The following is a 24,869-nucleotide window of genomic DNA, read 5'->3' as shown; positions in this document are numbered from 1 at the left end:
AAAGAAAGGAAGTTGCCCTATGCGCACCCCCGTCTTTACCGGCGCCTGTCCGGCTCTAGTCACCCCCTTTGACCCCAATGGTGCCATCAACTATGACGCCTTTGGCAAGCTCATTGATGCCCAAATCGAGGCTGGCGTGGATGCCGTGTGCGTCTGTGGTACCACCGGTGAGTCCGCCACCATGTCCATCCGGGAGCACATTGCCGCGGTGGAGTTCTGCGTCAAGCGGGTCAACCACCGAGTGAAGGTGATTGCCGGCGCAGGCAGCAACGACACCTCCGCCGCCGTCTACCTGTCCCAGCACGCCCAGGACTCCGGCGCCGATGCCCTGCTCCACGTCACCCCCTACTACAACAAGGCCAGCCAGACCGGCCTCATTCGCCACTACGAGTACATCGCTGATCGGGTGGATCTGCCCATCATTCTCTACAACGTACCTAGCCGCACCGGCGTGTCCTTCACTGCAGAAACCTACCGTCACTTGGCCCAGAACCCCCAAATCAACGGCGTGAAAGAGGCCTCCGGCAACTTCTCCCTGCTGGCCCACACCCGGTACCTGTGTGGGGATGACTTCTACATCTGGTCCGGCAACGACGACCAGGTGGTACCCATGATGGCCCTGGGGGCCAAGGGCGTCATCTCGGTGGCCTCCAACCTCATCCCCGAGGTCATGGTCAAGATGACCCGTCTGTGCCTGGACAACGACTTTGAGGCTGCCTCCAAGCTGCAAATCCAGTACATGGACCTCATCGACGCTTTGTTCCTGGAGGTCAACCCCATCCCCATCAAGGCCGCTTTGAATCTGGTAGGCATGGACATGGGTGGACTGCGACTGCCCCTATGTGACATGTCGGAGAAGAACCTGGAAACTCTGCGCAATTCCATGGCCCGCATGGGCCTGCTGTAAGGAGCGCTCCCATGCAAAAGATAATCATTTCCGGCTGCAACGGCCACATGGGCCGTGTGGTGGCCGACATCTGCGCCTCTGATCCTCAGGTGGAGGTGGTGGCAGGCATTGATATTCTGGGCCAGAAGAACCCGGATTTCCCCGTGTTCTCCTCCCCTGCCTCTTGCAATGTGGAGGCGGATGCCGTCATCGACTTCTCCCACCCTTCCGCTCTGGCTCCTCTGCTGGAGATGTGTCAGGCGCGCAATCTCCCCGTGGTGCTGGCCACCACAGGGTATGACCAGGAACAGCTGGAGACTATTTCCCAGGCCGCCCAGCACATTCCTGTGTTCCGCTCGGCTAACATGTCCCTGGGCGTCAACGTGCTCCTGGATCTGGTGAAAAAGGCCGCCGCCGTGCTGGGGCAGGACTACGACGTGGAGATTGTGGAGCGACACCACCACCGCAAGGTGGACGCTCCCAGCGGCACCGCGCTGATGATCGCCGACGCCGCCGCCTCTGCCCTGCCCTATGAGCCGGAGTATGTGTATGACCGCCACAGTGTACGCCAACCCCGTGGTCCCCACGAGATTGGCATCTCCGCCGTGCGGGGCGGCACCATTGTAGGTGACCACACGGTGATTTTCGCCGGACGGGATGAGGTCATTGAACTCAGCCACCACGCCGCCAGCCGAGAGGTCTTTGCCAATGGGGCCGTTCGGGCCGCCAAATTTTTGGCCCAGGTCCAAGCCCCCGGCCTGTACGACATGTCTTATTTGGTATAAAAAAGTCCTCTTGGACAGCAGCTGCTGTCCAAGAGGACTTTTTTGTTATTCGGCAACCTTCACGCAGTGGAAGACCTTCTTACCCTTTTTGATGATGGCCCCGTCGGTGCCGCAGTCCTGACAGCAGAACTGGGCGTTGACGTCGGTGACCTTCTCCTCGTTGACGGACACGCCGCCCTGCTGCACCAGACGGCGGGCCTCACCCTTGGAGGGGCACAGGCCGCACTTGACCAGCAGGTCCAGAATGCCGATCTTACCCTCGCAGAAGTCGTCCTGGCACAGGGTGGTGGTGGGCATGCTGGAGCGGTCTCCGCCGCCGGCAAACAGAGCTTTGGCAGCGGCCTGAGCCTTCTCCGCCTCCTCCTTGCCGTGAACCAGGGCGGTGAGCTCGTAGGCCAGAATTTCCTTAGCCTTGTTCAACTGGCTACCCTCCCAGCTGTCCATCTCATCGATCTGCTCCAGAGGCAGGAAGGTGAGCATACGGATGCACTTGAGCACATCGGCATCCTCCACGTTCCGCCAGTACTGGTAGAAGTCGTAGGGGCTGGTCTTGTTGGGGTCCAGCCACACAGCGCCGGCAGCGGTCTTGCCCATCTTCTTACCCTCACTGTTGAGCAGCAGGGTGATGGTCATGGCGTGGGCATCCTGGCCCAGCTTGCGGCGGATGAGCTCGGTGCCGCCCAGCATGTTGGACCACTGGTCGTTGCCGCCAAACTGCATGTTGCAGTTGTAGTGCTGGAACAGGTAGTAGAAGTCGTAGGACTGCATAATCATGTAGTTGAACTCCAGGAAGCTCAGACCCTTTTCCATGCGCTGCTTGTAGCACTCAGCGCGAAGCATGTTGTTCACGGAGAAGCAGGCGCCCACTTCCCGCAGCAGCTCCACATAGTTCAGGTCCATCAGCCAGTCGGCATTGTTGACCATCATGGCCTTGCCCTCGCCAAACTCAATGAACCGCTCCATCTGCTTTTTGAAACACTCACAGTTGTGCTGGATGGTCTCGGGGGTCATCATGGTGCGCATGTCGCTGCGGCCGGAGGGGTCGCCCACCATGCCGGTGCCGCCGCCAATGAGGGCAATGGGGCGGTTACCTGCCATTTGCAGACGCTTCATCAGGCACAGAGCCATGAAGTGGCCCACGTGGAGGGAGTCGGCAGTGGGGTCAAAACCGATGTAGAAGGTGGCCTTGCCGTTGTCGATCATCTCTCGAATCTCTTCCTCGTTGGTCACCTGGGCGATGAGGCCACGGTGGACCAGTTCGTCGTATAATTTCATCAAACTTACTCCTTTATCATGATTTATCGGGCACGGCCTGGGCCGCATCCGCTTTCGTCTTCCACACATTATATCCAACCACGCCGCCAATGACGATGACCGCCCCCAACAGGGACATCCCGCCAATGGTCTCATGGTAAATGAGGGCCACCAAAATGGGGTTCAAAATGGGCTCGATACCGGAGACCAGACTGGCGGTCACCGCCGAGGTGCGCGCCAGTCCCATGGTCAGCAGGATGTAGGCCAGCCCCACCTGGAACACACCCAGTACCACCAGGCTCACCAGGGAGGTCGCTGTCACGCTGCGCTCCGCCACCAGCCAGGGCAGGCCAATCACCGCGCTGCACACGTTGCCCCAGAACACCGAGGAGATGGGGTCACAGTCCGGCATGTCCTGGAGGAGAAACACCCCCGCATAGCTAAACCCGGACAGCAAAGCCACCACGTTGCCCGCCATACCACCTGCCTGGAGGCTGTCCACAAAAAAGCACAGAACCCCCAGCACCACCACGCCGCAGGCCACCAGCTCGCCTCGCCGTGGCAGCTTCCGCCACACCAGGGCGGTGAGCAGCAGCACGAAGATGGGAGCGGTAAATTGCAGCACAATGGCATTGGCTGCCGTAGTCATCTTGTTGGCCATGGTAAACAGGGTGTTGGTGCCGCAGATGGCCAGAGCACCCAGCCCGATCCAAGGGTTGAACCGGGGCCGATGCCCCATGCGCCACAGGTACACCCCAATGACCACCAGGGAGATGAGATTGCGCCCACTGTTGATGGACATGCTGCTCCAGGGAATGATCTTGATGCACACCCCACCCAGGCTATACAAAATAGCGGCCAGAAGCACCAGCACCACGCCGTTGTGCTCAGACTTTTGCATTGACATAAATAAAAACACCCCCTGTCCCGTAGGACAGAGGGCGTGAAAGACGCGGTACCACCTCTGTTTGCCGCTTCCTCGCGAAAGTCGGCCTCAGGGAGTTGTCAACAACTCCGCGCGCGATATCGGGCGCACCCGTCCTCCCCTACTTTCCCCACATCCGGGGCCGTTTCAGGGGGCTGCTCCAAGGTGTATTCACCCCTCACACCTGCACTTCCTCGCACCAACCGGAAGCTCTCTGAGCCGTTGTGTGATGGCTACTTGTCCTCTTCGACGCATTGTTTTGATGATAGCACAGCAATCCGTGCTTGTCAAACGCTTTCTTGGGGGAGAATCTCGAAGTGGCGCAGGGCCTGGGAAATGCCCTCATCCTCCACCGTGGCGGTGACGTAATGGGCCAACTGCTTCACCCGGTCGTCCGCATCGCCCATAGCCACCGCCGTGCCCACCAGGGCCATCATGGTCAGGTCGTTCTCCCCATCTCCAAAGGCCATGGTTTCCTCGGTTTTCAAACCATAGTGCTCCATGGTGGCCCGGATGCCGTCGGCCTTGCCCTCCCCCTTGGCCATCACGTCGATGCCCAGGGGATGCCAGCGGGTGGAGCTGCACCCGGGCATCACCGAGACAAACAGCTCCTCCTCTTTCTGACTGACAAAGGGGACAAACTGATACGTCTTGTGTTCCAGCATCCGCTGGACCGGCATGACCGGGTATTTCTGGGTATGTAAAAACTCGAACACCTCATCCACCCGCTGGTTGTGGCAGGTGAGGTAGCTCACCCCGTTCTCCTCCACCAAAGCTGCCAGCTCCGGATGGGCATCCAGCACCGCCATAGCGGCCCGCAGGTCCTCCACCGGCACCGGGTTGTCCCGATAGACCCCCTGGGCATTGTAGCAGCACTGGCCATTGATGGTAATATACCCGTCAAACTCCACATCTCGCAGCATTCCGGTGCTTTTCAGGTCCTGAGGGGCCCGTCCGGAACAGACAAAGATGAGAATGCCCGCCCGCTGCAAGGCCTTCAAATCCTCCCGCAGCTTCAGGGACATGATCTTGTTGCGGTAGGACACCATGGTCCCGTCAATGTCAAAGAAAATGGCTCGTATCATGAAAAGGGTTCCTCCGTGTTATGCTTGTGTTTGTTTCCAGGCTTCCGCCTTTTGCAGCTGTTCTTCTGCCCCCTCCAGCAAAATTGCAGTGGAAGCGCCGCCGCTGAGCCGGGCCAGTTCCTCCCGCCGCTGGGAACGGTCCAACTGCTCCACGTGGGTGTAGGTGCGGCCATCCCGCTCTCCCTTTTCCACGGAGAAGTGTACGTCGCCCATAGCGGCAATCTGGGGCAGATGGGTGACACACAGCACCTGCCGTCCCCGGGCCACCTGGTAGAGCTTTTGGGCCACCTTGGTGGCCGCCCGACCGGACACACCGGTATCCACCTCGTCAAAGACCATGGTGGTGACACAGTCGGTCTCAGCCAGCACATTTTTCAGCGCCAACATAATGCGGCTGAGCTCACCTCCGGAGGCAATGCGGTGGATGGGCTTGAGGTCCTCACCCAGGTTGGCGGACATCAAAAACCGCACCCGGTCCATGCCCCACTCGCCCAGACCGTCCTCCCCCTCCACGGAGTCGAACTCCACCTCAAATTGCACCCGAGGCATATCCAGGGCAGACAGCTCCCCCTGGATGCGCTTTGCCAGCACATTGGCCGCTTTTTTTCGGGTCTGGGACAGCTTTTCCGCTTTTTCACGGGCCACTTGCAGGGCCTGATTCAATTCTTGTTCCAGTTTCTCCCGGCGCTCGTCGGAAAACTGGATGCTGTCCAGCTCCTTCTGACACCGGTCCAGATAGTCCAGCATGGCCTGTTCGTCGGCCCCGTACTTGCGCTTGAGGCGGTGGAGCTGATCCAGCCGCTCCTCCACGTCATCCAGCTGACCGGGATAGAAGTCCAGGTCACTGCGGGCGTCCCGCACCAGCTCTGCCACGTCGTCGGCCGCATAGCGCAGCTGAGCCACCTTTTGGGCCAGCTCGGCCAGATCGGCGCTGTACCGCCCTCCCTGGGTCAGGGCGTCCTCGGCACTGGTGAGCAAGGCCACCGCCCCGTCGGACATGTCTCCGCCGCTCAATGCTTGCCATGCCTGATCCACCGCCTGGGTAATGCGCTCGGCGTTGCGCAGGATTTCCCGCTGGGCGGTGAGTTCTTCTTCCTCGCCCACCCGGATCTGAGCCCGCTCCAGCTCTCCAATCTGGTGCTGGAGGGTGTCCATCCGCCGGGCCTTCTCTCCCTCGTCCATATGCACCGCTTGCAGTTGGCGGCGCAGCTGGCGCACCTGATCATAGGCCACCCCATAGTCCTCCCGCTGGGGCACCAGGTGGCCAAAGTTGTCCAGGCTGTCCAGATGGGTCTCCTCATCCAACAGCTGCTGGCCGTCGTGCTGACCGTGGATGTTCAAAAGCTGGCTACCCAGCTCTTTGAGCTGGGTCACCAGCACCGGATGGCCGTTGACCCGACAGGTGTTCCTGCCGTCGGGCTGAATTACCCGCTCCACCAACAATTCCCCGTTTTCGTCCGGGGCAATGCCGTACTGTTCAAACCAGGACAGAGCGGGCAGCTGGGTAAACACCGCCGTCACCCGGGCGCACTTGGCCCCCGTACGGATGAGGTCCCGGCTGGTACGCCCGCCGATGATGGCTCCAATGGCGTCCACCACGATGGACTTACCTGCTCCCGTCTCACCGGTGAGCACGTTAAAGCCCGGGCCGAAGGCGATTTCCCCCTGGGAGATCACCGCAATGTCCTCAATGTGTAGCAAAGAAAGCATCTGTTTTCTCAACCTCCAGGCATGCCGGATCAGTCCAGCATCGCCGCCATATCTCGACAAAATTCCTCGGCCAGGTGGTTGTTTCTCATAATCATAATCACCGTGTCATCTCCGGCCAGAGATCCCACAAAGCCGTCAATCTCCATTCCGTCCAGGGCCGCACCGGCGGCAGAGGCCAGACCGGGCATGGTTTTGACCACCACAATGTTTTGGGCCACGTCAAAGGAGGTGACCCCCTCTTTGAAGATGTTGCGCAGGCGTCCGGCAAAGTTGTGGTGGGGCTGCTTGTTGGTAGCCACCACATATTTGTAGGACCCGTTTCCCGTGGGCTGCTTGACCAGGTTCAGCTCTTTTATGTCCCGGGAAATGGTGGCCTGAGTGGCCAGAATCCCGCATCCCCGCAGGCTCTCCAGCATCTGCTCCTGGGTCTCGATATCCTGAGATGCGATGATGCGCAAAATTTCCGACTGTCGCTTGGACTTCATCCTCTCACGCCTTTCCCAATTTCTGATTGATCACTTCGTAGAAGGTGCGGCCCGTGAGTTTCACCAGCCGGGTCACCTGTCGGGACTTGCGGCACTCCACCCAGTCCCCGGGCTGGATTTTAAATGCCCGTCCGCCGTCCACCGACAAGCTGGCATTTTTTCGGCTCCCGGGGGCCAGACGTACCCCCACCGACCGCTCACTGCCCAGCACAAAGGGCTTGGCGTGGAGGGAGTGGGCGCAGATGGGGGTGACAATCATATTTTCCGCCGTAGGCTCCACAATGGGGCCTCCCGCGGCCAACGAGTAGGCGGTGGACCCGGTGGGGGTGGCAATAACCACACCGTCCCCAGAGAAGGAGGAGATCACCGTCCGGTCCCCTGTCACCTGTAAATCCAACACCCGGGCCACTGAGGTGCCCTTGGTGACCACTGCGTCGTTGAGGGCAGTCTCGGAAAACACTCGGCGCCCGTCCCGACGCACGGTGATGTCCAACATCATCCGCTTTTCAATGGAGTACTTCCCAGCCGTCAAACGGCTGAGCATGGACAGCTCGTGCTGCTCCAGTTCCGCCATAAAGCCCACGCTGCCCAGGTTAATACCCAGCACGGGAATCTGTCGAGCGTTGGCGTCCCGGGCGGCGTGGAGGATGGTGCCGTCGCCGCCAAAGCACACCAGCACATCAGTGTCCTCCAGCTCCGCTTTCATCTCGCCAAAGGGCTGGTGGGCGGGCAGGTGCATCCGGCCGGACTCCTCCAGGTCAAAAGGCAGGCAGATCACCACCTGGGCGCCGTTGTCCTCCAGGATGCGCTTGGCCGTCATGGCCGTTTTCAAGCCCCGGTCTCGATAGGGGTTTGGGCTGAGTAGCACCTTCATGCATGTTCTCCTTCTAATTGGGCGTGGGAGCGGCGCACCAGCTCCTCCAAGTCTCCCCACTCCGGTTCCCCCGGCTGGGCCTGCATATATCCAAGATACTCAATGTTCCCCTCCGGGCCTCGGATGGGGGAAAAGTCAATGCCTTTGACGGTAAATCCCGCTTCGGCAGCGTGCTGAGTGAAGTTCTGCAGCACCTCCAGGTGGACGGCAGGGTCCCGGACCACGCCCTTTTTGCCCACCTTTTCCCGGCCTGCCTCAAACTGCGGTTTGATGAGGGCCACCACTTCCCCTTCCTCGCTCATGAGCTGGCGCAGCGGGGGAAGAATCAACTTCAAGGAGATGAATGACACGTCAATGGAGGCAAAGTCCAGCACGTCGGGGATCTCCTTGTGGGAGAGGTAACGGGCATTGGTGCGCTCCAGCACCACCACCCTCTCATCGCTGCGCAGGGACCAGGCCAGCTGGCCATAGCCCACGTCCACGGCATACACCTTGGCCGCCCCGTTTTGCAACATGCAGTCGGTAAAGCCGCCGGTGGACGCGCCGATATCCGCCGCCGTCTTGCCCAACAGGTCGATGGGGAAGTGCTTCATAGCCTTCTCCAGCTTCAACCCGCCTCGGCTGACGTAGCGCAGGGTCTGCCCCCGCACCTCCAACTGGATATCCTCGTCCAAGGTCATTCCTGCCTTGTCCATCCGCTTTTCCCCGCTATATACCTGTCCGGCCATGATGATGGCCTGGGCCTTCTGCCGGCTTTCGGCAAAGCCCCGCTCCACCATCAGAACATCCAGTCGTTTTTTAGCCACCGGTCATCATCTCCAATGCTTTCTTGCAGATACCCTCTGCATCAATTTCCTTCATCGCTCGCAGCTGGGCCACCGAGCCCTGGGGCACAAAACCGTCGCCCAGGTTCACCAAAGCCGCCTGTACCGCATGCCCCTGCAAGGCCAGCTGGGAGACGATGGTGCGCCCCACACTGCCGGTATCGTTGCACTCCTCGGCCACCAAGAGCCGACCGGTGTGCGCAATACTTCCCACCACAGGACCCAGATCTAAGGGGCGGATGCTGTTGAGCTTGAGCACATCCGCGGTGTATCCCCGCTGCTGGAGCAGCTGGGCAGCCTGTAGCACCTGGTCAATCATGGTGCCGTAGGCCACCAGGGTGATGTCCCCACCTTCTTGAAGCACTGTGGTGCCCTCCACGCCGGCCATGTCCTTCCAGGTCCCTTCCCCGCCTCTGGGGTAGCGCACCGCCACAGGACCGGTCATCTCGGTGACGGCGTGACGGAGCATGGCCCGCAGCTCGGCAAAGCTGGCAGGGCACAAAATCTGCATACCGGGGATGGTACTCAAAAAGCCCACGTCAAAGACTCCGTGGTGGGTTTCGCCGTCCTCGCCCACCAGACCTGCCCGATCCACGGCAAAAATGCCGTGGAGGTTTTGCAGGGCCATGTCGTGGATGAGCATGTCATACCCGCGCTGCAAGAACGAAGAGTACACCGCAAACACCGGAAGTGCCCCCTGTTTGGCAAGGCCTGCGCTCATGGCCACCGCATGGCCCTCGGCAATGCCCACGTCGAAGAAGCGCTGAGGATAGGTTTTGGCAAAGTCACTCAGTCCCGTCCCCGACTGCATGGCGGCGGTAATGGCCACCAACTCCGGTTTCTCCGCTGCGAGCTCACACATGGTCTGGCCGAACACGGCAGAGAAGTTCTCCCCGCCCCCTTTGCTGGCAGCCAGTCCAGACTCCACATCAAAGGGGCCTACCCCGTGGAAGCGATCCGGTTCTCGCTCAGCAGGTGTATAGCCTCTTCCCTTTACAGTTTTGACGTGGAGCAGCACCGGGCTGTTCAGTTCTTTGGCATAGCGCAGCATCCGGGTGAGATAGCTCACGTCGTGGCCGTCCACCGGTCCCAGATAGGTAAAGCCCATGTCTTCGTACATGGAGTAGCCCAAAATGGCGTCCTTCACCATCTTCTTGGCCCGGTGGGTGACCTTATACACAGCCTGTCCCACAGCATTCTTCCCCGTCACACTGCGATAAAGTTTTTTCAGGTGCAGGTACTGGGGTTTCAGCCGCTGCCGGGACAGGTGGGCAGCCACGCCACCCACATTTTTTGTGATGGACATGCCGTTATCATTGAGGATGACAATCAAGGGCTCGCCGCTGCTGCCCGCGTCCGCCACCCCCTCAAAGGCCAGTCCACCGGTGAGGGCCCCGTCTCCGATGAGAGCCAGGACACTGTAATTCTCTCCGTTGACAGTGCGGGCCCGGGCCATGCCCAGAGCCACCGATATAGAATTGGAGGCATGTCCTGCGATAAAGGCATCCGCACGGCTCTCGTAGGGTTTGGGGAATCCGGACAGACCGCCAAATTTCCGCAGGGTGTTCATGGCAGAGCCACGCCCGGTGAGGATCTTGTGGGCATAGCACTGGTGGCCCACGTCAAAAACCAGCCGATCCACATTCAGGTCAAACACCCGGTGGGCCGCCACCAGAATTTCCACCACGCCCAAGCTGGAGGCCAGATGTCCTCCCGTCTTGGACACAGACTGGATCATCTGCACCCGCAGCTGTTGGCACAGCTGTCTGGCCTGCTGATCCGTCATTTCACTCATATGTTGAGGCAACACGCCGTTCCACTCCTTCCCGGTGCACGGGTCACAGGAGCAGCAAGGTTCCCGTGACCCCCACCAACACGCCCAGCACTGCACCGGCAGCCACCTGCAACGGCGTGTGGCCAATGAGCTCTTTCAGTTCCTCAGCAAACAGCTCGGGCTTGTATTCGTCCCAGTTCTTCATGATGTAATTGAGAATTTTGGCCTGCTCTCCCGTCTCCTTGCGGACGTTGGCCGCATCGTACATCACGATGAAGGCCATTACCACAGCCAGGGCAAAAATGGGCTGGTCAATGCCCTCGGTCATGCCAATGGCGGCAGCACAAGAGCACACCAGAGCGGAGTGGGAACTGGGCATTCCACCCCCGGTAAACAGATAACTCCAGTCCACCTTTCGGTAGACGATTACAGAAATCACCATTTTCAACGCCTGAGCAATGGCCCAAGCCGCCACAGCCAGAAACAAAATGGGCGTAATCATAGCGCAGTCCCCCTCAGTGGTCCCGCTTGGCCAAAGCATCGGCCAGGGCACAAAGAAATTCACTGTTGGGGAACGCCTCCTGCACTGCCATCTTGGCCCGGTGGGTGTAGCGCTGCACCAGCTCCTGGCAGATGTCCAGGCCGTACAAGGTGGCGTAGGTCACCTTGCCGTTTTCCCGGTCGGAGCCCACGGGCTTGCCCAGCTCCTGGGTGGTAGATTCCTCGTCCAGCATGTCGTCCCGAATCTGGAAGGCCATGCCCAGTGCCTGGGCATACTCCTTGGCCGCCTTCCACTGCTCCTTGGTGGGAGCCACAGGGGCGGCGGTGAGGCCCAGCAGGCAAGCGGCCTTTAACAAAGCTGCCGTCTTCCAGCTGTGCACCTGATTGAGGCTCTCCTCATCTCGGGCAACCCCATTCATGTCCAGGTACTGCCCCGCACAAATGCCCTGAACGGCTCCGGCTGCCTGAGCCAGCACCGCGCAGGCCTCGCCGTTGGATTCCGGACGCAGCGTGCGCCGAGAGGTGGCCAACCGGGAAAAAGCCTCCGCCTGGAGGGCATCTCCCGCCAAAACCGCTGTGCACTCGCCGTACACCTTGTGACAGGTGGGCTTGCCCCGACGCAAATCGTCGTTGTCCATACAGGGCAGGTCATCGTGAATGAGGGAATAGGTATGGAGCATCTCCACGCCCACAGCATAGTCCAGCGCCGGCTCCATCTCTCCACACAGGGCCTCACAGAACTTCAGCACCAGCACGGGACGAATCCGCTTGCCCCCGGCCAACAGGCTGTACCGCATGGCTTGCAGCAGCTCCTGGTGGGGGCCCATATCCAGAAGGCTTTCCTTCAAGGCCTGCTCCGCCATCTGGCGGGCCTGGTCATATTGTGTCTCAAACTCCATCTGTCTGCGCTCCTTCCTGGAAGGGAACTTCTTCCTGACCGCCCAAGAGCAGCTGGACCTTCTGCTCGGCCTGGTCCAGCATCTGGGCACAACTTCCCGCCAGTGCCGTTCCCTCTTCAAACAGTTTCAGCGATTGATCCAATCCCGACTCGCCCTTTTCCAGCTGGGCCACAATTTCCTCCAGTCGCTTCATGGATTCTTCAAAGCTCTTCTTTTTTACTGCCACTGCTGCTCCTCCTTATCTTCCACACGGCAGTGCAACACACCGTCTGCCACCATCACATCCACATCATCTCCTGTGGAAATCTGGTGCACTGTGGTTACAGTCTGGTTTTGGTGCCGAGCAATGGCATAGCCACGCCCCAACACCTTCAAGGGACTCATGGCGTCCAAACTTCCGGCCAGTCCGGCCAGTTCCACCCGCCCTTGGCGCAGGGTACGCTCCAGGGCCAGCGCCAGGCGATGCTGCATGCCGTCCAGGCGCATACGCTGGTCATCCACCACCGCTACGGGATTGCGCAGCACCCGGCTCTGCTGCAAACGCAGCAACTCTCTCCGACGCAGCTGAACCTGGGCCTCCATGGCCTGACGCAGTCGCACCGTCAGCCCCTCCAGCCGTTGGGCCTCCTGTCTGGCATCGGGTACCGCCAGCTCCGCGGCGTTGGAGGGGGTGGAAGCCCGCACGTCCGCCACATAGTCGGAGATGGTCACATCCGGCTCGTGGCCCACCGCCGAGATGACGGGGATGTGGGAACGGGCAATGGCCCGGGCCACCGGCTCCTCGTTGAAGGCCCACAGGTCCTCCCGAGAGCCGCCGCCTCGGCCCGTAATGATAAGGTCAATGTCCGTGCGTTGGTTGACCAGGTCCAGGGCGGCAGCAACCTCCTCTGCTGCGCCCTCTCCCTGCACCCGCACCGGCACTACCAGCACCCCAGCCATGGGCCAGCGCTGGCGGAGAATGCGGATCATGTCCCGCACCGCAGCCCCCGCCGGAGAGGTCACCAGGGCAATGCGCCCAGGGTAGGCGGGCAAAGGCTGTTTTTTATCCGGATCAAAGAGGCCCTGGGCCTCCAGTTTCTGTTTCAGCTCCTCAAAGGCCCGGTCCAGAGCGCCCCGTCCGTCCTCCATCAGCTGGGAACAATAGAGCTGGTACTGTCCGTCTCTGGGGTAGACGGCCACCCGCCCGTAGGCGATCACCAACATGCCGTTGGCAGGCCGAAAGCGCAGACGAGATGCATCCCCCCGGAACATGACGCAGCGAATGCTCCCCTGCTCGTCCTTCAAAGAAAAATAGTGGTGCCCGGAGGGATAGCACTTGTAGTTGGACACTTCCCCCCGCACCAGCAGGCCACGCAGCAGCGGATCGGAGTCCACCAGTTCCTTCAAATAGCCGTTGACCTGAGAGACAGAATACACGGGCAGCTGGGCGCCGCTCACGGCTGTACCCCCCGCTCCAAAGCCCGGTGGGTCAGGATCGCCACACCCAGGGCGTTGTCCGTGGAATACTGGGGCGGAGCAAAGATGGCACCCAAAGGCTCCAGGCGGCTGCGCAGCAAGGTGTTGGATGCCACGCCACCGGAGCACAGCACCGGCAGGTTGCCATACTGCTTCTGGGCCCAGGCGGTGGTGCGAGCCAGAACCGAGGCCAGGGTCTCAAAAGTAAACCGGGCCACGTCGGCAGGAGCTGCTCCCTGCTCTGCCATGGCCTTGATTTTATTTTCCATACCGGACAGAGAGAAGGTACCCTCTTTGGTTTTCACCGCAAAATGTTTCTCCTCCTGGGAATCCCGGCTGAGCACGTCCATGGCTTTCCCCGCCGGGAAGTCCAGACCCAGCATCACCCCGATGCGGTCCACCAGCTGGCCCGCAGAGATGTCCGAGGTGCCGCCAATGACCTGGGCGGTCACAGTATGGCCCTGAGGATGGACCACCAACAGCTCGGTGGTGCCACCGGACAGATGCCAGGCCAGGTGGGGCTGATCCAGCAGATCCTCCCGCCCTGCCGACCAAGCTGCGGCGGCAATGTGTCCCTGCTGATGGGAGCAGGGATAGAAGGGGACGCCCAGGGCAGCGGCCAGGGAGCGGCCCTGCCCCTCTCCCACCAGGAAGCAGGGCATATAGGAGTCCTCCACTTCCCGGGGCTGGGTGGAAGCGCCCACCGCTTGAATTTGGCCCATCGCCCCGTCGGACCGCAAGGCCTCCGTCATCAAATGCAGGCGTTTGACATGCTGAAACACCGCCTCGCTCTGGCGCAGGCCCAGGCTTCCCTCCGGTACGGTGAGAAGCTTTCCTCGGTTCTCTCCCACGCTGCCGTCAAACACCGCCGCCGACGTGGTGTAGTTGCTGGTATCAAACCCCAAACACATTCCTGCCATGGCTATGCCCTCCCTTCTGTTTTGGGTTATTCCTGGGTCTGGGGGAATTCCTCCCGGACAAAGGCTCCCAAAATGCCGTTGACAAACCGGACCACATCTTCGTCCAGATACTTCTTTGCAATTTCCACGGCCTCGTTGATGGCCACCTTGTTGGGTACATCAGGCATATACAAGATCTCATACATGGTCACACGCATAATGGCAGCGGCCACCCGGTCAATGCGGGAGAACCGCCAACCCTTGGCGTGGCGTTCAATGTAGCCGTCCAACTCGGCCCCGTGGTCAGCCACCCCCCGCACCAGGGTGACAATATACTCTTTGATGCCCTCATTGGGGTACTGGGCGTAGAGTTCCTCCTCCTGCCCGCGGGCAGCAAAGGCCTCCTCGGTCAGCTCCCGCTCCAGCAGCTGATCCGCCTTCAAGTTGGAAAACGCCAGTTCAAAGGTCAGGTGCATTGCGATCTCCCGGGCTGTTTTTCTGGTCATGGAACGTTCATCCTTTCACGGCTTTTCTCGCCGACTCATCTAGTTTCTTCAGTGTCAAAGGGGCGCACTCCCCCAATTTGTATATACAACGTATTATACACGCAACAGCCCTAAAAGAAAACCCCTTTCCACCCTCCATCCACCGAATTTGGACAAATGGGCAACCCAGCCGCCTTGGGGGGTAAATCCCTGTGCAAAACGCAAAAGAGCCGCTGCGCACGATGCGCAGCGGCTCGGGCAATCTCTTTACTTTTGGAAGGTGACACCGGACACAGTGACGTTGACGCTGGCCACGTCCAGACCGCTGGTGTTCATCACCGCATTCTGGATGGCGTCCTGCACGTTCTTGGCCACCTCAGGCACCACATAGCCGTACTTGACCAAAATGGTCACGTCCACCAACACGGCCTCGCCGTCCACTTCCAAGTGTACGCCCTTGGCCACCCCTCTGCGGGTCACCAGATTGGCCACTTCGTTGGTCAGGGTGGTACCCAGGGCGCTCACCCCGTCCACCTCCATGGCTGCTGCCCCAGCGATGACGGCCAGCACCTCCTCGGAGATGTTCACGCTGCCCAATTCCTCCTGACGGGAGATATATTCCTTGCCTTCGGCCATACCGCCTCACGCTCCTTTTTCAGTTTCAGGGCTTACAAAGCACCGCCCATTGTGGATAACTGGGGCTATTATACCACCGTCAGGGTGAAAATACAATCCCGATTTTCTCAGGGCTGTGCCTCAATGATCTTGATTTGATCCGCCTTTAGCCCCGTTTCCTCGCGCACAATTTCCACAATTTTGGCGATATCTGTCTCGCTCAGCCCCTGCTGGGTGGCGGAGACCACCAGGCTCACGCTCTCCTCGTCGATGAAGCACACACAGTCCCCATAACCCTTGGCCGTGACCAGATTTTCCACCTCTGCCTCGGACAGGGTATAGGCCGCCATGGTCTGGATGGAGGCGTTGGCCTCATCCACCACCTTCTGGTCCGCCTTCTCGTCCGCCGCAGCCTCTTGCAGCAGCTCCAAAGCGCTGTCCCGGGCCTGTTGGCGGTTGAGGCGGGCACTGGCAAAGTAGCCGCTCTCGCTGCTCTCCTCCACCTGGCCGTCTACCTCTTCCCCATCCTGCTGCTCATCCACGCCATTGACCAGGGTGGTCTGGCCCAGCACCTTGCCGTCCCCACCCTCCTGGCTGCTCTCGCCGGTGAGCTGGTTGTTGTACGACCAGTTGAGATACACCGCCACCCCTACAAAGAGCACAATCGCCAATACCACTGCATTCCGTTTCCACACACTCATCGCTTCTACCTCCTACTACAATTTACGTCTCCCCCGCACACACGGTAATGCGATCTGAACCCAGTCCTGTCAACGCCGACACCGCCTGGGTCACCGCCAACCGTACCTGAGGATCCTCTCCCCCAGGACAAACCACCAGCGCACCCCGAAAGCTGGGATAGTACTGGGTCACCACAGCCACGTCCTCCCCTTCTTCCCCGGAATAGACCACAGTGGTCTGCTCCCGGGTGCTGGAGTTCTCTCCCTGCTCTTCCAGGGTATCCGTGGCCAACACACGCTCCACTCCCTGGTCCAGAGAGAGGAGCACAGTAGCCTCCCCAGCCCCCTGGATGCGTGAGATGGCCTGGGCCAGCCGCTGTTCCAGCTGGGACAGAGAAAAGGCCTCTTCCTCCGATGTCGTCGTCCCGCCCTGGCTCTCCACCTGGTCTTTGGAATCCCGGGTGGGCCATGCCAGCAACACCACGCCGGCCAAAACCAGCAGCAGGATCAGCTTGTATTGGCCCAGCCACTTGCGCCACTGCTCCGGCGCGGGCAATTTTATGTTCCACTTCACCCGTCCACCACCTCAAAGCTTTGACGCTGCACAGGGATGCCCAGTTCCTCTTGCAGCACACGGGACAGGCTGTCTTTCTGGGCCTGGCTCCACGTCCCTTTCAGTTCTACTCTCCAGGGCTTGGGAAGCTCATCCTCCCATTGCACCACCACCTCCACCTGGCATTGCACTCCCAGCGCTTCTGCCTTGTCCAAAATATATGCCTCCGTCTCCTGCGCTATGATGGATTCATACATCAAATTATTTTGCTCACTCAACGCCTGCTCCGCCTCCTCCATGATGTTGGAGTCCAACTCCAACAGTTTCTCCCAATCCTGCTCATTTAGGCCCAGCACCGGCCCCACAGTCACCATCAGTAGCAACAGACTGCCCACCAGTTTGCACACCCGTTTCCCTCCGCTGCCCTGCACCAGCGCCCCGGACACCACCATCACCAACGAAGCACAGGTAATCCCCAGCACCCACTGTTCCATCCAGCCGCTCATCCGCTCACCGCCGATACTGAGGACACCAAAGACACCAAGAGCAGCAGCGCGCAGGCTCCTGTCATGCCCATGATGAGGCCAAAGGCCCCGCCAATCTGCTCCACCAGGCCGCACACCCGGTTTTGCCCCATGGAAGCCGCCAGAGCCGCCACCAACTTGTACAGCACATAATGCACCAACAGTTGGAGCACAGGAATGAGACAAATGCCCAAAATAGTCACCATTCCAAACACCCCCACCGTGCTGCGCAAAATTCCCGCCGAGGCCAGAATGGTCTCAGAGGCATCAGATAAGATCCCCCCCACCACCGGAATGGCTCCGGATATGGCAAACTTGGCCACCTTCATGGACATAGCGTCCACCGACCCGGACACCACGCCGCTCATGGATAAATATCCAACAAACACCATCATCACCACCACCAAAAGGGTGGTGACCACCCACTTCAGCCACCCGGCCAGCTGGCGAAGACCGGCATTTCCCACCGCTGCCCAGGCCACGCTGGCCGCCACATAGCCATATACCAGTGGGATGAGCACCCGCTGGATGAGATTCATAAGCAGGCTGGAAAAGCCAGCCGCCGCCACCTGTCGGGCCGCCGCCCCTGCAATGGCCCCGGTGGCCGCCGTGGCCCCTGCCACCACCGGGAGCAGCACGGTGGAAAATGCGGTCATACGCTCCACCGCCGTACACCCCAGCCCCAACAGGGAAGACATGTCGGACACCGCCGCCACCGTCACCGCCATGGCGCCGGCCAGGGATACCACCGGGATCTCATCCGGCCCCGATGTGTCATACACCGTCTGGGCCAGTCCACATAACAGCAAGATGATGAACAAAATCACCGCCGAGCGCACCCCCGCCCGTACAATGCCCACCATCTCTCCCTTTCCTGTATCCAGCAGCCCCTCCAGGCCCTCATCCAGGCTCTGGCCGTAGACGGCATTTCCTCCCTGTCGCTCTGCCTCCCGTTCCAGCTCTTCCACGCCCAAAGCATCCTCCTGCCCTTCCAGCACCTCCTCCTGGGTCAAGGCCTGGGCGGGACAGATGCACAGCAGCACCACCAGACACACCAGGGTCAGCCATCGCATGTCCTCCACCTCCTACCCCATCAGATCTTCCAGCAGCGTCAACACCCCGTTCATCAGGGGCATGGCGGCCACCAGCCCCAACACGGTGCCGGCCAGCTCCACCGTGCCCGCCAGTCCATTCTCCTTGGCATCTCGGCAAAACTCCGCGGCAAACCGGGTGATAATGGCAATGCCGGTGGCCTTCATCACCGGCACCAACAACTCCTGAGAGATACCACCCGCCTGGGCCAAGTGCTGGATAAAGGCCACCACCTCTCCCAACTCTCCTGACACTGCCAGCATCACCGCTGTGGTGGCGCAGATGGCCAGCACCAGGGCGATCTCCGGGGTCTGTTTGCGCACCACAGTCCCACACACCACCGCCACCAGCACGCCCCCCGCCACCATAATCATCTGGCTCATAGGTCAAAGAGGGTTTTGACCATGTCAAACAGGGTGCTGATCTCCTGCACCACCATCATCAGCACCACCACCAGAGCCACCAAGGTGGTCATGGTGGCCATCTCGTCCCGCCCCGACCGGGTCAGCACCTGATTGAGTACTGAGACCAAAATCCCAATGGCGGCAATTTTAAAAATCAAATCCACATTCATGGCTACCCTCTCCTCATACAAACAGGATCATCAGCACCGCTCCGGCGGTGACCCCCAGGGCTCCGTACACCCGGCCCAGCCGCCCCCGCTGCTCCATGGCCTGGGACAGTTGTCCTTCCAGCCGTTCCCGGGTGTGCTCCAGGGCCAGACGTTGGCTGTCCCCGTCATATTGGCCCAGCACATGTCCCAATCCCTCCAGCAGCTCCACATCCACCGGCTCCAGCCGCATCTGGCTGGCCTCTATAGCCTGCCGCCACACCTGGGCAAAGGTGCGGCCCTGCAGGCGCTGTGCCCCCTGGGCACACAGAGAGAAAAAGATGTGGGACGTCCCGCTCCCCTGCTCGGCGGCCCGATTCAGAGTCTCCGGAAGAGGGGTCAGCTTCCAGGAGAGCTCCCGCTGGACACACTCCAGCCCAGCCAACAGTCCACGCAAATCCTTCACCCGCCCCTCCAAATGGGCGATGGCCCCCAGCCCTAAGGCAATGGCCCCGCAGGCCAGACAGGCCGCTCCCACCAGACGTATCATGCCACCACCTCCACTTGGGCGCTCCGGTTCGCTCCCCGGCCGTGGAGCAGCACCACCCGGCGAAACACCCCGGCCCGACACAGAGCCCGGTACACCGGGCGGCAGCTCAGATCCTCCATGGTCTCCCCGTGGGCGGTGGCCAATAGGGACACCCCGCACCCCACCGCCTGAATCATGGCCTCCACATCCCCCATCTGGGTGATCTCGTCCATGGCAATCACCTGAGGATTCATCCCCCGCAGCAGCATGGACACGGCGGTGGCTTTGTCGCACCCGTCCAACACATCGGTGTGCCGCCCCACATACAGCTGGGGCTCCCCCTGCCACATAGCGGCAATCTCCCCCCGCTCGTCTGCCACAGCCAGACGCAGAGGCTCAGACACCGCCCCGTCGGACAGTCCCCGCACCAGATCCCGCAGCAGGGTGGTCTTTCCCGCCCCAGGGGGCGCAAAAATCAAAGTATTTTGCAGCCGCTCTCCCTCCATAAGCTGGGGCAGCAGCGTCTCAGCCTGTCCCTCCACAGAACGCGCCACCCGTACGGACACCGAGGAAATCTCCCGCAGGGTGACAACTTGTCCATTCCGCACCACCGCAGAGCCGCAGATGCCGATGCGGTGTCCGCCCTTCAAGGTGAGAAACCCCCGCTGCACCCGATCCAACACCGTGTGGGCGGAGGCCTGGGTGGCCTGCTCCAGCACCTGCCGCAGCATCTGCTGGGTCACAGCCATATCGCCCACCTCTTGCTCCCCCATTTCGTCCAACACCGTGGGTAAAAATCCCTGCCGCAGCCGGATTTCCTCCACCCGGCCTCTCAACTGCTGAGGTAACTGCTTCAGGGCACATCTGAGATTTTGAGGCATAATGGCAACCACCTGCCCAAATGGGCTGTCCACCATGAAACTCCCTCCCTTTCGTATGGTACACCCCATTGTATGAAGGCCTGTCCCGGGGTATGACAGCAAAAAAAGAACTGCCCCGCCCAATGGCGAGACAGTTCTCGGTATCTTTCACAAAAGTTAACCCAGTACAAACACGATACGTTCTACCGCTTCCTGGGTGGCTTGGGCATCGCCGAAGGCGGTGACCCGGATGTACCCCTCTCCGCTGGGGCCAAAGCCCGCGCCAGGGGTGGTGACCACATTGGCTTTCTCCAGCAGCAGGTCAAAGAACTCCCAAGAGCCCATGCCCTCCGGGGTCTTGACCCAGATGTAGGGGGCGTTGACCCCGCCGGACACGGTGAGGCCTGCTTTGGTCAGGCCCTCCCGGATCACCTGGGCGTTGCGCTGGTAGTATGCGATGGTCTCCTTGACCTGTGCCTGACCTTCGGGAGAGTACACGGCCTCAGCGCCCCGCTGCACCACATAGGGCACCCCGTTGAACTTGGTGCATTGGCGGCGGTTCCACAGGCTGTTGAGGGAAGCCCCGCCCCGTACCAGCTCCTTGGGCACCACGGTATAGGCGCAGCGGGTGCCGGTAAAACCAGCGGTCTTGGAGAAGGAGCGGAACTCAATGGCGCAGGTCTTAGCCCCTTCGATTTCAAAGATCGTGTGGGGCACGTCGTCCTGGGTGATGAAGGCCTCATAGGCGGAGTCGTAGAGAATCACCGCATCGTTGGCGTTGGCGTAGTCCACCCAAGCCTTCAGCTGCTCCCGGCCGGCCACAGCCCCGGTGGGGTTGTTGGGGAAGCAGAGATAAATGAGGTCCACCTTCTCCTGGGGGATGGCGGGAGAGAAGCCGTTTTCTGCGGTACAGGGCATATACACCAGCTTGGACCAGTGCTGGCTATCGGCATCGTAATCCCCAGCCCGGCCAGCCATGGCGTTGGTGTCCACGTACACGGGGTACACCGGGTCGCATACAGCCACCACATTGTCCACCCCGAAGATGTCACCAATGTTACCGCAGTCGCTCTTGGCGCCGTCGGAGACGAAAATCTCATCGGGGGCGATGGTGACGCCCCGGGCGGCGTAGTCATACTGGGCAATGGCCTGGCGCAGGAACTCGTAGCCCTGCTCGGGGCCGTAGCCGTGGAAGCCCGCTCCCGTAGCCATCTCTTCCACCGCCTTGTGCATGGCCTCGGTGACCGCCGGAGCCAAGGGGCGGGTAACGTCTCCAATACCCAGCTTGATGAGGGTTTTGTCCGGGTTTGCCTGGGCATATGCTGCCACTCTCCGGGCGATTTCGGAAAAGAGATAGCTGCCGGGCAATTTCATATAATTTTCATTGATGGTGGCCATGGGAGTTCCTCCTGTATTCAGCTGTTTACAGCATTAAATTTCTCCAGATATTGTACAACAACTTTCCCTCCGGGTCAATGGGCAAGTTGCCCGTCAAACACCGTCACTGCCGGCCCCGTCATATAGATGTGCCCATCCTCTTCCCAGCGGATGGACAGTTCACCGCCCCGCAACTCCACCACCGCCTGACGCCCGGTGCGCCCAGCGCTCGTCAAGGCTGCCAAGGCCGCACTGGCCCCAGTGCCGCAGGCCATGGTCTCCCCGCTGCCTCGCTCCCACACCCGCATAATAATCCGCCCCTCCCCCTTGGGGGTGACAAATTCCACATTGACACGCTGGGGCAGCTGGGGATGACGTTCCAGCTGTGGCCCCAAACGCACCACATCCACCCTGTCTACATTTTCCACCAGACATATCAGGTGGGGATTTCCCATCCACACCGGAGTGCCCACAATAGGTGCACCATCCACCTCTAAAACCAGAGGCCGGCCCACTTGCGGCTCCCCCATATCCACGGTGACCTCTGTGACCTGCCCTTCTTCCACCCGAAGGTCCAGGGTGCGCACACCACCCCCGGTCTCCACCGTCAAGCAAGTTTTATGGGTATGTCCCCGGTCATACACGTATTTCCCTAGGCAGCGGATGCCATTGCCACACATACTGCCTTGAGAACCGTCGGCGTTGAACATAGCCATGCGAAAATCCGCTTTTTGAGAGGGACAGATGCAAATAAGCCCATCGCCGCCCACGCCGGTGTGCCGGTCCGACAGCCGTCGGGCCAGCGCCTCCGCTTCCTCCGGATCTCCGTGGGGACAGTAGAGAAAAATATAGTCGTTACCCAACCCGTGCATTTTGGTAAACTCCATACCACCACTCCCTTCTCTGGTGTTATATGAGCACCAAAGACAGGAAATACCCATAAAAAGGCGAGGAACAGCCAATCTGCTGTTCCTCGCTTGGTTCTCATATGGAATTTCCCAGCACGATGCGGGCGGTCTCCGCCAGCTTGGCGCCGTGGTCCATGCTCTCCTTTTGCAGAAAGCGATGGGCCTGCTCTTCGGTCATGCCGTGGCGATCCATGAGCACCGCCTTAGCCTGGGCCACCAACTGGTTTTCTTCCTCGCTGCGGTGCCCCGGCACCGGATAACGGGACACCCGGCGGCGGGCAAATTGCAGCAGCATCCGCACCGAAGCCAACATGTCTCCCCGACTCACCGGAGAAGGCAGCTGGAAAATTTCCTCCGTTTCGCACAGCTCCAGGCGGTTTTGTGGGGCCACCATCAGCATCACACACCGCTCCGGCAGGTCGTAATACAGATCCTCCCCCGCTCCATCGGGAAACTTGAATCCGCACACCACCACGCCCAAGCCCTGTTTATTCACCAAACGCCGCACCTCAGCGGCGCTGTGGCACACCACGCAGTCGGCCACGCCGCCGCTCTCCAGCACTTCAGAAATGCTGGCTGCTGTGGCCCGATTTTCAAAGGCTACAATCACTTTTTGCACACGAGATCACACTCCTCCCATCCTCAGTTGCCCTAGGGCAGCGGGAGCGATCAATAGTTGATCATGTACTTATCCAGCTCCCAGCTGGACACGCGGGTGCGATACTCCTCCCACTCTCGCTCCTTGCCGGCGATGAACTGGCTGGCCACGTGCTCACCCAGGGTGGACATGATGAGCTTATCCTTCTTCAGCAGCACCAGAGCCTCGTCCAGAGAACCGGGCAGAGCCTCGATGCCACGGCGCTTGCGGGTGGCGGGGGTCATGTCGAAGATGTTCTCGGTGATCTCGGCAGGCAGAGACAGATCGCGCTCAATGCCGTCCAGACCAGCGGCCAGACACACCGCCAAAGCCAGATAGGGGTTGCAGGCGGGGTCGGGATTACGCAGCTCCACACGGGTGGACTGGCCACGAGCGGCGGGAATACGGATCAAGGCAGAACGGTTAGAGGCAGACCAAGCCATGTAGCAGGGAGCCTCATAGCCGGGCACCAGACGCTTGTAGGAGTTGACCAGGGGGTTGGTGATGGCGGTGATGCCCTTCATGTGGTGGAGAATACCGGCCATGAAGGAGTAGGCCTCCTTGGACAGCTTCTTATCCCCGTTTTCATCGAAGAACACATTCTTGCCGTTGCGGAACAGGGACATGTTCACGTGCATGCCGGAACCGGCGATGCCGAAAATGGGCTTGGGCATAAAGGTGGCGTGGAGACCGTTTTTCTGGGCAATGGTCTTCACCGCCAGCTTAAAGGTCATAATCTTGTCGGCGCACTGCACGGCGTCAGAGTACTTGAAGTCGATCTCGTGCTGACCAGGAGCCACCTCGTGGTGAGACGCCTCGATCTCATAGCCCATCTTCTCCAGAGCCAGACAGATCTCGCGACGGGTGGACTCACCGTGGTCCAGAGGGCCCAGATCGAAGTAACCGGCCTCGTCGTTGGTCTTGGTGGTGGGACGACCCTCCTCGTCGGTCTTAAAGAGGAAGAACTCAGGCTCGGGACCCACGTTGAAGGCCTCGTAGCCCATGTCGTTGGCCTTCTTCAGCACCCGCTTGAGCACACCACGGGGATCGCCCACAAAGGGGGAGCCGTCGGGATTGTATACATCGCAAATCAGACGGGCCACACGGCCGTGCTGGGGACGCCAGGGGAAGATAGCAAAGCTATCCAGATCGGGGTACAGATACTGGTCGGACTCGTTGATGCGCACAAACCCCTCGATGGAAGAGCCGTCCAGAGTGATCTGGTTGTTCAAGGCCTTCTCAATCTGGGAGGCGGTGATGGCCACATTTTTCAGCTGGCCAAAGATGTCGGTAAACTGCATGCGAATGAAGTTGATGTCCTCTTCCTTCACAATGCGGATGATGTCTTCTTTCGTGTAACCCATATCCATACCCCTTTTCGTAACGTTTCCGATTGGCCGTTTATCCCGGGAAAACCCGAAAAAACGCCGCAAACTATTTTTCTCATTTTCTGTGTTCAGTATATCACGAACCCCTTTTTTGTCAATGTATTTTTGCACGGATGCAAAATTTCAGCGCAAAAATCAAGTTCACACCATCGAGAAGCCGGTTTTTTGAGTTTTATCACATATGGCTTATCTCCCAGTTTTTAGCCCTCTCGCATTCTCCAGTTTGCACAAACCGCACGAATTCCTTCTTGACTTTTTGGTGATATCTATCTAGAATGACATCATAAGCTTTCCCCTGGTAAAGGGAACCCACAC

The 24,869-nt window shown here is 60.1% G+C and carries 29 protein-coding genes and 1 other annotated feature; of the genes, 2 read left to right on the top strand and 27 right to left on the bottom strand.

All coding sequences use genetic code 11. The features are described 5' to 3' along the window. The first annotated feature begins 19 nt into the window (after positions 1 to 19). Both dapA and dapB read left to right on the top strand, forming a co-directional pair. Entirely contained in the window at positions 20 to 907 is an 888-nt protein-coding gene (gene dapA / locus B5G37_RS00270; protein ID WP_087252933.1) for a 4-hydroxy-tetrahydrodipicolinate synthase, read from the top strand. A gap of 11 nt (positions 908 to 918) precedes the next feature. After that, the gene (dapB, locus tag B5G37_RS00265) at positions 919 to 1,671 is read left to right on the top strand and encodes a 4-hydroxy-tetrahydrodipicolinate reductase (protein ID WP_087252931.1); all 753 of its coding nucleotides are present in this window, start codon (positions 919 to 921) and stop codon (positions 1,669 to 1,671) included. A gap of 45 nt (positions 1,672 to 1,716) precedes the next feature. Here dapB and tyrS read toward each other — a convergent pair whose 3' ends face one another. The 27 genes from tyrS to glnA form a co-directional block, all read right to left on the bottom strand. Then, positions 1,717 to 2,946, bottom strand: a complete 1,230-nt coding sequence (gene tyrS / locus B5G37_RS00260) for a tyrosine--tRNA ligase (protein WP_087252929.1) — start codon at positions 2,944 to 2,946, stop codon at positions 1,717 to 1,719. Positions 2,947 to 2,962: 16 nt separating this feature from the next. Next, entirely contained in the window at positions 2,963 to 3,832 is an 870-nt protein-coding gene (locus B5G37_RS00255) for an EamA family transporter (protein ID WP_087252927.1), read from the bottom strand. Positions 3,833 to 3,859: 27 nt separating this feature from the next. Then, positions 3,860 to 4,109, bottom strand: a binding site (T-box leader). Between the two features lie 28 nt (positions 4,110 to 4,137). Beyond that, complete coding sequence (locus B5G37_RS00250) at positions 4,138 to 4,935, bottom strand: Cof-type HAD-IIB family hydrolase (protein ID WP_087252924.1); 798 nt, start codon at positions 4,933 to 4,935, stop codon at positions 4,138 to 4,140. Between the two features lie 18 nt (positions 4,936 to 4,953). Further along, on the bottom strand, positions 4,954 to 6,645 hold the full coding sequence (gene recN / locus B5G37_RS00245; RefSeq protein WP_087252923.1) for a DNA repair protein RecN: 1,692 nt from the start codon (positions 6,643 to 6,645) through the stop codon (positions 4,954 to 4,956). A gap of 29 nt (positions 6,646 to 6,674) precedes the next feature. Continuing rightward, complete coding sequence (locus tag B5G37_RS00240; RefSeq protein WP_087252921.1) at positions 6,675 to 7,130, bottom strand: arginine repressor; 456 nt, start codon at positions 7,128 to 7,130, stop codon at positions 6,675 to 6,677. Positions 7,131 to 7,134: 4 nt separating this feature from the next. Further along, positions 7,135 to 8,004: an NAD(+)/NADH kinase gene (locus B5G37_RS00235; protein WP_087252919.1), complete on the bottom strand. Its 870-nt coding sequence runs from the start codon at positions 8,002 to 8,004 to the stop codon at positions 7,135 to 7,137. After that, complete coding sequence (locus tag B5G37_RS00230) at positions 8,001 to 8,810, bottom strand: TlyA family RNA methyltransferase (protein WP_087252917.1); 810 nt, start codon at positions 8,808 to 8,810, stop codon at positions 8,001 to 8,003. Before B5G37_RS00230 ends, B5G37_RS00235 begins: the two co-directional genes overlap by 4 nt. Then, positions 8,803 to 10,638, bottom strand: a complete 1,836-nt coding sequence (gene dxs, locus B5G37_RS00225; protein WP_343229672.1) for a 1-deoxy-D-xylulose-5-phosphate synthase — start codon at positions 10,636 to 10,638, stop codon at positions 8,803 to 8,805. The genes B5G37_RS00230 and dxs overlap by 8 nt, the downstream gene beginning before the upstream one ends. Positions 10,639 to 10,666: 28 nt before the next feature. Further along, positions 10,667 to 11,104: a divergent PAP2 family protein gene (locus tag B5G37_RS00220; RefSeq protein WP_087252913.1), complete on the bottom strand. Its 438-nt coding sequence runs from the start codon at positions 11,102 to 11,104 to the stop codon at positions 10,667 to 10,669. Positions 11,105 to 11,117: 13 nt separating this feature from the next. After that, entirely contained in the window at positions 11,118 to 12,002 is an 885-nt protein-coding gene (locus tag B5G37_RS00215) for a polyprenyl synthetase family protein (RefSeq protein WP_087252912.1), read from the bottom strand. Then, positions 11,992 to 12,228 carry an exodeoxyribonuclease VII small subunit gene (locus B5G37_RS00210; protein ID WP_087252910.1) on the bottom strand — a complete coding sequence of 79 codons (237 nt, stop codon included), beginning with the start codon at positions 12,226 to 12,228 and terminating at the stop codon, positions 11,992 to 11,994. The genes B5G37_RS00215 and B5G37_RS00210 overlap by 11 nt, the downstream gene beginning before the upstream one ends. Next, positions 12,219 to 13,439, bottom strand: a complete 1,221-nt coding sequence (xseA, locus tag B5G37_RS00205; RefSeq protein ID WP_242962710.1) for an exodeoxyribonuclease VII large subunit — start codon at positions 13,437 to 13,439, stop codon at positions 12,219 to 12,221. The genes B5G37_RS00210 and xseA overlap by 10 nt, the downstream gene beginning before the upstream one ends. Beyond that, the gene (locus tag B5G37_RS00200) at positions 13,436 to 14,377 is read right to left on the bottom strand and encodes a DNA-binding protein (RefSeq protein ID WP_087252908.1); all 942 of its coding nucleotides are present in this window, start codon (positions 14,375 to 14,377) and stop codon (positions 13,436 to 13,438) included. Before B5G37_RS00200 ends, xseA begins: the two co-directional genes overlap by 4 nt. Before the next feature lie 26 nt (positions 14,378 to 14,403). Beyond that, complete coding sequence (gene nusB, locus B5G37_RS00195; protein ID WP_087252907.1) at positions 14,404 to 14,862, bottom strand: transcription antitermination factor NusB; 459 nt, start codon at positions 14,860 to 14,862, stop codon at positions 14,404 to 14,406. Between the two features lie 246 nt (positions 14,863 to 15,108). After that, the gene (locus B5G37_RS00190; RefSeq protein ID WP_087252905.1) at positions 15,109 to 15,477 is read right to left on the bottom strand and encodes an Asp23/Gls24 family envelope stress response protein; all 369 of its coding nucleotides are present in this window, start codon (positions 15,475 to 15,477) and stop codon (positions 15,109 to 15,111) included. A 107-nt stretch (positions 15,478 to 15,584) separates the two neighbouring features. Further along, positions 15,585 to 16,157 carry a SpoIIIAH-like family protein gene (locus B5G37_RS00185; protein ID WP_087252904.1) on the bottom strand — a complete coding sequence of 191 codons (573 nt, stop codon included), beginning with the start codon at positions 16,155 to 16,157 and terminating at the stop codon, positions 15,585 to 15,587. Between the two features lie 22 nt (positions 16,158 to 16,179). After that, the gene (locus B5G37_RS00180) at positions 16,180 to 16,710 is read right to left on the bottom strand and encodes a hypothetical protein (RefSeq protein WP_087252902.1); all 531 of its coding nucleotides are present in this window, start codon (positions 16,708 to 16,710) and stop codon (positions 16,180 to 16,182) included. Further along, complete coding sequence (locus tag B5G37_RS00175; protein WP_087252901.1) at positions 16,707 to 17,195, bottom strand: hypothetical protein; 489 nt, start codon at positions 17,193 to 17,195, stop codon at positions 16,707 to 16,709. The genes B5G37_RS00180 and B5G37_RS00175 overlap by 4 nt, the downstream gene beginning before the upstream one ends. Further along, the gene (locus B5G37_RS00170) at positions 17,192 to 18,286 is read right to left on the bottom strand and encodes a stage III sporulation protein AE (RefSeq protein ID WP_087252899.1); all 1,095 of its coding nucleotides are present in this window, start codon (positions 18,284 to 18,286) and stop codon (positions 17,192 to 17,194) included. The genes B5G37_RS00175 and B5G37_RS00170 overlap by 4 nt, the downstream gene beginning before the upstream one ends. A 12-nt stretch (positions 18,287 to 18,298) precedes the next feature. Beyond that, a complete protein-coding gene (locus B5G37_RS00165; RefSeq protein ID WP_087252897.1) occupies positions 18,299 to 18,688 on the bottom strand; it encodes a SpoIIIAC/SpoIIIAD family protein in 390 nt (129 codons plus the stop codon). Then, positions 18,685 to 18,879 carry a stage III sporulation protein AC gene (gene spoIIIAC / locus B5G37_RS00160; protein WP_087252895.1) on the bottom strand — a complete coding sequence of 65 codons (195 nt, stop codon included), beginning with the start codon at positions 18,877 to 18,879 and terminating at the stop codon, positions 18,685 to 18,687. The genes B5G37_RS00165 and spoIIIAC overlap by 4 nt, the downstream gene beginning before the upstream one ends. Positions 18,880 to 18,892: 13 nt before the next feature. Next, on the bottom strand, positions 18,893 to 19,405 hold the full coding sequence (locus tag B5G37_RS00155) for a stage III sporulation protein AB (protein WP_087252892.1): 513 nt from the start codon (positions 19,403 to 19,405) through the stop codon (positions 18,893 to 18,895). Further along, positions 19,402 to 20,301, bottom strand: a complete 900-nt coding sequence (locus B5G37_RS00150) for a stage III sporulation protein AB (RefSeq protein ID WP_087252890.1) — start codon at positions 20,299 to 20,301, stop codon at positions 19,402 to 19,404. The genes B5G37_RS00155 and B5G37_RS00150 overlap by 4 nt, the downstream gene beginning before the upstream one ends. Before the next feature lie 120 nt (positions 20,302 to 20,421). Further along, positions 20,422 to 21,642: an LL-diaminopimelate aminotransferase gene (locus B5G37_RS00145; RefSeq protein ID WP_087252888.1), complete on the bottom strand. Its 1,221-nt coding sequence runs from the start codon at positions 21,640 to 21,642 to the stop codon at positions 20,422 to 20,424. A gap of 74 nt (positions 21,643 to 21,716) precedes the next feature. Next, positions 21,717 to 22,508, bottom strand: a complete 792-nt coding sequence (gene dapF, locus B5G37_RS00140; RefSeq protein ID WP_087252886.1) for a diaminopimelate epimerase — start codon at positions 22,506 to 22,508, stop codon at positions 21,717 to 21,719. A gap of 97 nt (positions 22,509 to 22,605) precedes the next feature. Beyond that, positions 22,606 to 23,148, bottom strand: coding sequence for an ANTAR domain-containing protein (locus tag B5G37_RS00135; RefSeq protein ID WP_087252884.1), 543 nt, complete (start codon positions 23,146 to 23,148; stop codon positions 22,606 to 22,608). 50 nt (positions 23,149 to 23,198) lie between these two features. Further along, on the bottom strand, positions 23,199 to 24,530 hold the full coding sequence (gene glnA / locus B5G37_RS00130; protein ID WP_087252882.1) for a type I glutamate--ammonia ligase: 1,332 nt from the start codon (positions 24,528 to 24,530) through the stop codon (positions 23,199 to 23,201). Between the last annotated feature and the right edge of the window lie 339 nt (positions 24,531 to 24,869).

This window comes from Pseudoflavonifractor sp. An85, from assembly GCF_002161235.1.
Lineage (GTDB): Bacteria > Bacillota > Clostridia > Oscillospirales > Oscillospiraceae > Enterenecus.
Note: the sequence above shows the minus strand (reverse complement) of the source record. Positions and strands in the feature narration are given on the sequence as shown.

Bases quoted from the DNA above. Each gene is read 5' to 3' on its own strand.
- B5G37_RS00250 (WP_087252924.1), bottom strand. From the start codon at position 4,935: ATGATACGAGCCATTTTCTTTGACATTGACGGGACCATGGTGTCCTAC.
- glnA (WP_087252882.1), bottom strand. From the start codon at position 24,530: ATGGGTTACACGAAAGAAGACATCATCCGCATTGTGAAGGAAGAGGAC.
- B5G37_RS00215 (WP_087252912.1), bottom strand. From the start codon at position 12,002: ATGGAGTTTGAGACACAATATGACCAGGCCCGCCAGATGGCGGAGCAG.
- B5G37_RS00220 (WP_087252913.1), bottom strand. From the start codon at position 11,104: ATGATTACGCCCATTTTGTTTCTGGCTGTGGCGGCTTGGGCCATTGCT.
- B5G37_RS00145 (WP_087252888.1), bottom strand. From the start codon at position 21,642: ATGGCCACCATCAATGAAAATTATATGAAATTGCCCGGCAGCTATCTC.
- B5G37_RS00150 (WP_087252890.1), bottom strand. From the start codon at position 20,301: ATGGTGGACAGCCCATTTGGGCAGGTGGTTGCCATTATGCCTCAAAAT.
- B5G37_RS00170 (WP_087252899.1), bottom strand. From the start codon at position 18,286: ATGCGATGGCTGACCCTGGTGTGTCTGGTGGTGCTGCTGTGCATCTGT.
- dapF (WP_087252886.1), bottom strand. From the start codon at position 22,508: ATGGAGTTTACCAAAATGCACGGGTTGGGTAACGACTATATTTTTCTC.
- nusB (WP_087252907.1), bottom strand. From the start codon at position 14,862: ATGACCAGAAAAACAGCCCGGGAGATCGCAATGCACCTGACCTTTGAA.
- spoIIIAC (WP_087252895.1), bottom strand. From the start codon at position 18,879: ATGAATGTGGATTTGATTTTTAAAATTGCCGCCATTGGGATTTTGGTC.
- B5G37_RS00185 (WP_087252904.1), bottom strand. From the start codon at position 16,157: ATGAGTGTGTGGAAACGGAATGCAGTGGTATTGGCGATTGTGCTCTTT.
- B5G37_RS00235 (WP_087252919.1), bottom strand. From the start codon at position 8,004: ATGAAGGTGCTACTCAGCCCAAACCCCTATCGAGACCGGGGCTTGAAA.
- B5G37_RS00165 (WP_087252897.1), bottom strand. From the start codon at position 18,688: ATGAGCCAGATGATTATGGTGGCGGGGGGCGTGCTGGTGGCGGTGGTG.
- B5G37_RS00240 (WP_087252921.1), bottom strand. From the start codon at position 7,130: ATGAAGTCCAAGCGACAGTCGGAAATTTTGCGCATCATCGCATCTCAG.
- recN (WP_087252923.1), bottom strand. From the start codon at position 6,645: ATGCTTTCTTTGCTACACATTGAGGACATTGCGGTGATCTCCCAGGGG.
- B5G37_RS00175 (WP_087252901.1), bottom strand. From the start codon at position 17,195: ATGAGCGGCTGGATGGAACAGTGGGTGCTGGGGATTACCTGTGCTTCG.
- tyrS (WP_087252929.1), bottom strand. From the start codon at position 2,946: ATGAAATTATACGACGAACTGGTCCACCGTGGCCTCATCGCCCAGGTG.
- B5G37_RS00255 (WP_087252927.1), bottom strand. From the start codon at position 3,832: ATGTCAATGCAAAAGTCTGAGCACAACGGCGTGGTGCTGGTGCTTCTG.
- dapA (WP_087252933.1), top strand. From the start codon at position 20: ATGCGCACCCCCGTCTTTACCGGCGCCTGTCCGGCTCTAGTCACCCCC.
- dapB (WP_087252931.1), top strand. From the start codon at position 919: ATGCAAAAGATAATCATTTCCGGCTGCAACGGCCACATGGGCCGTGTG.
- B5G37_RS00200 (WP_087252908.1), bottom strand. From the start codon at position 14,377: ATGGCAGGAATGTGTTTGGGGTTTGATACCAGCAACTACACCACGTCG.
- B5G37_RS00190 (WP_087252905.1), bottom strand. From the start codon at position 15,477: ATGGCCGAAGGCAAGGAATATATCTCCCGTCAGGAGGAATTGGGCAGC.
- B5G37_RS00155 (WP_087252892.1), bottom strand. From the start codon at position 19,405: ATGATACGTCTGGTGGGAGCGGCCTGTCTGGCCTGCGGGGCCATTGCC.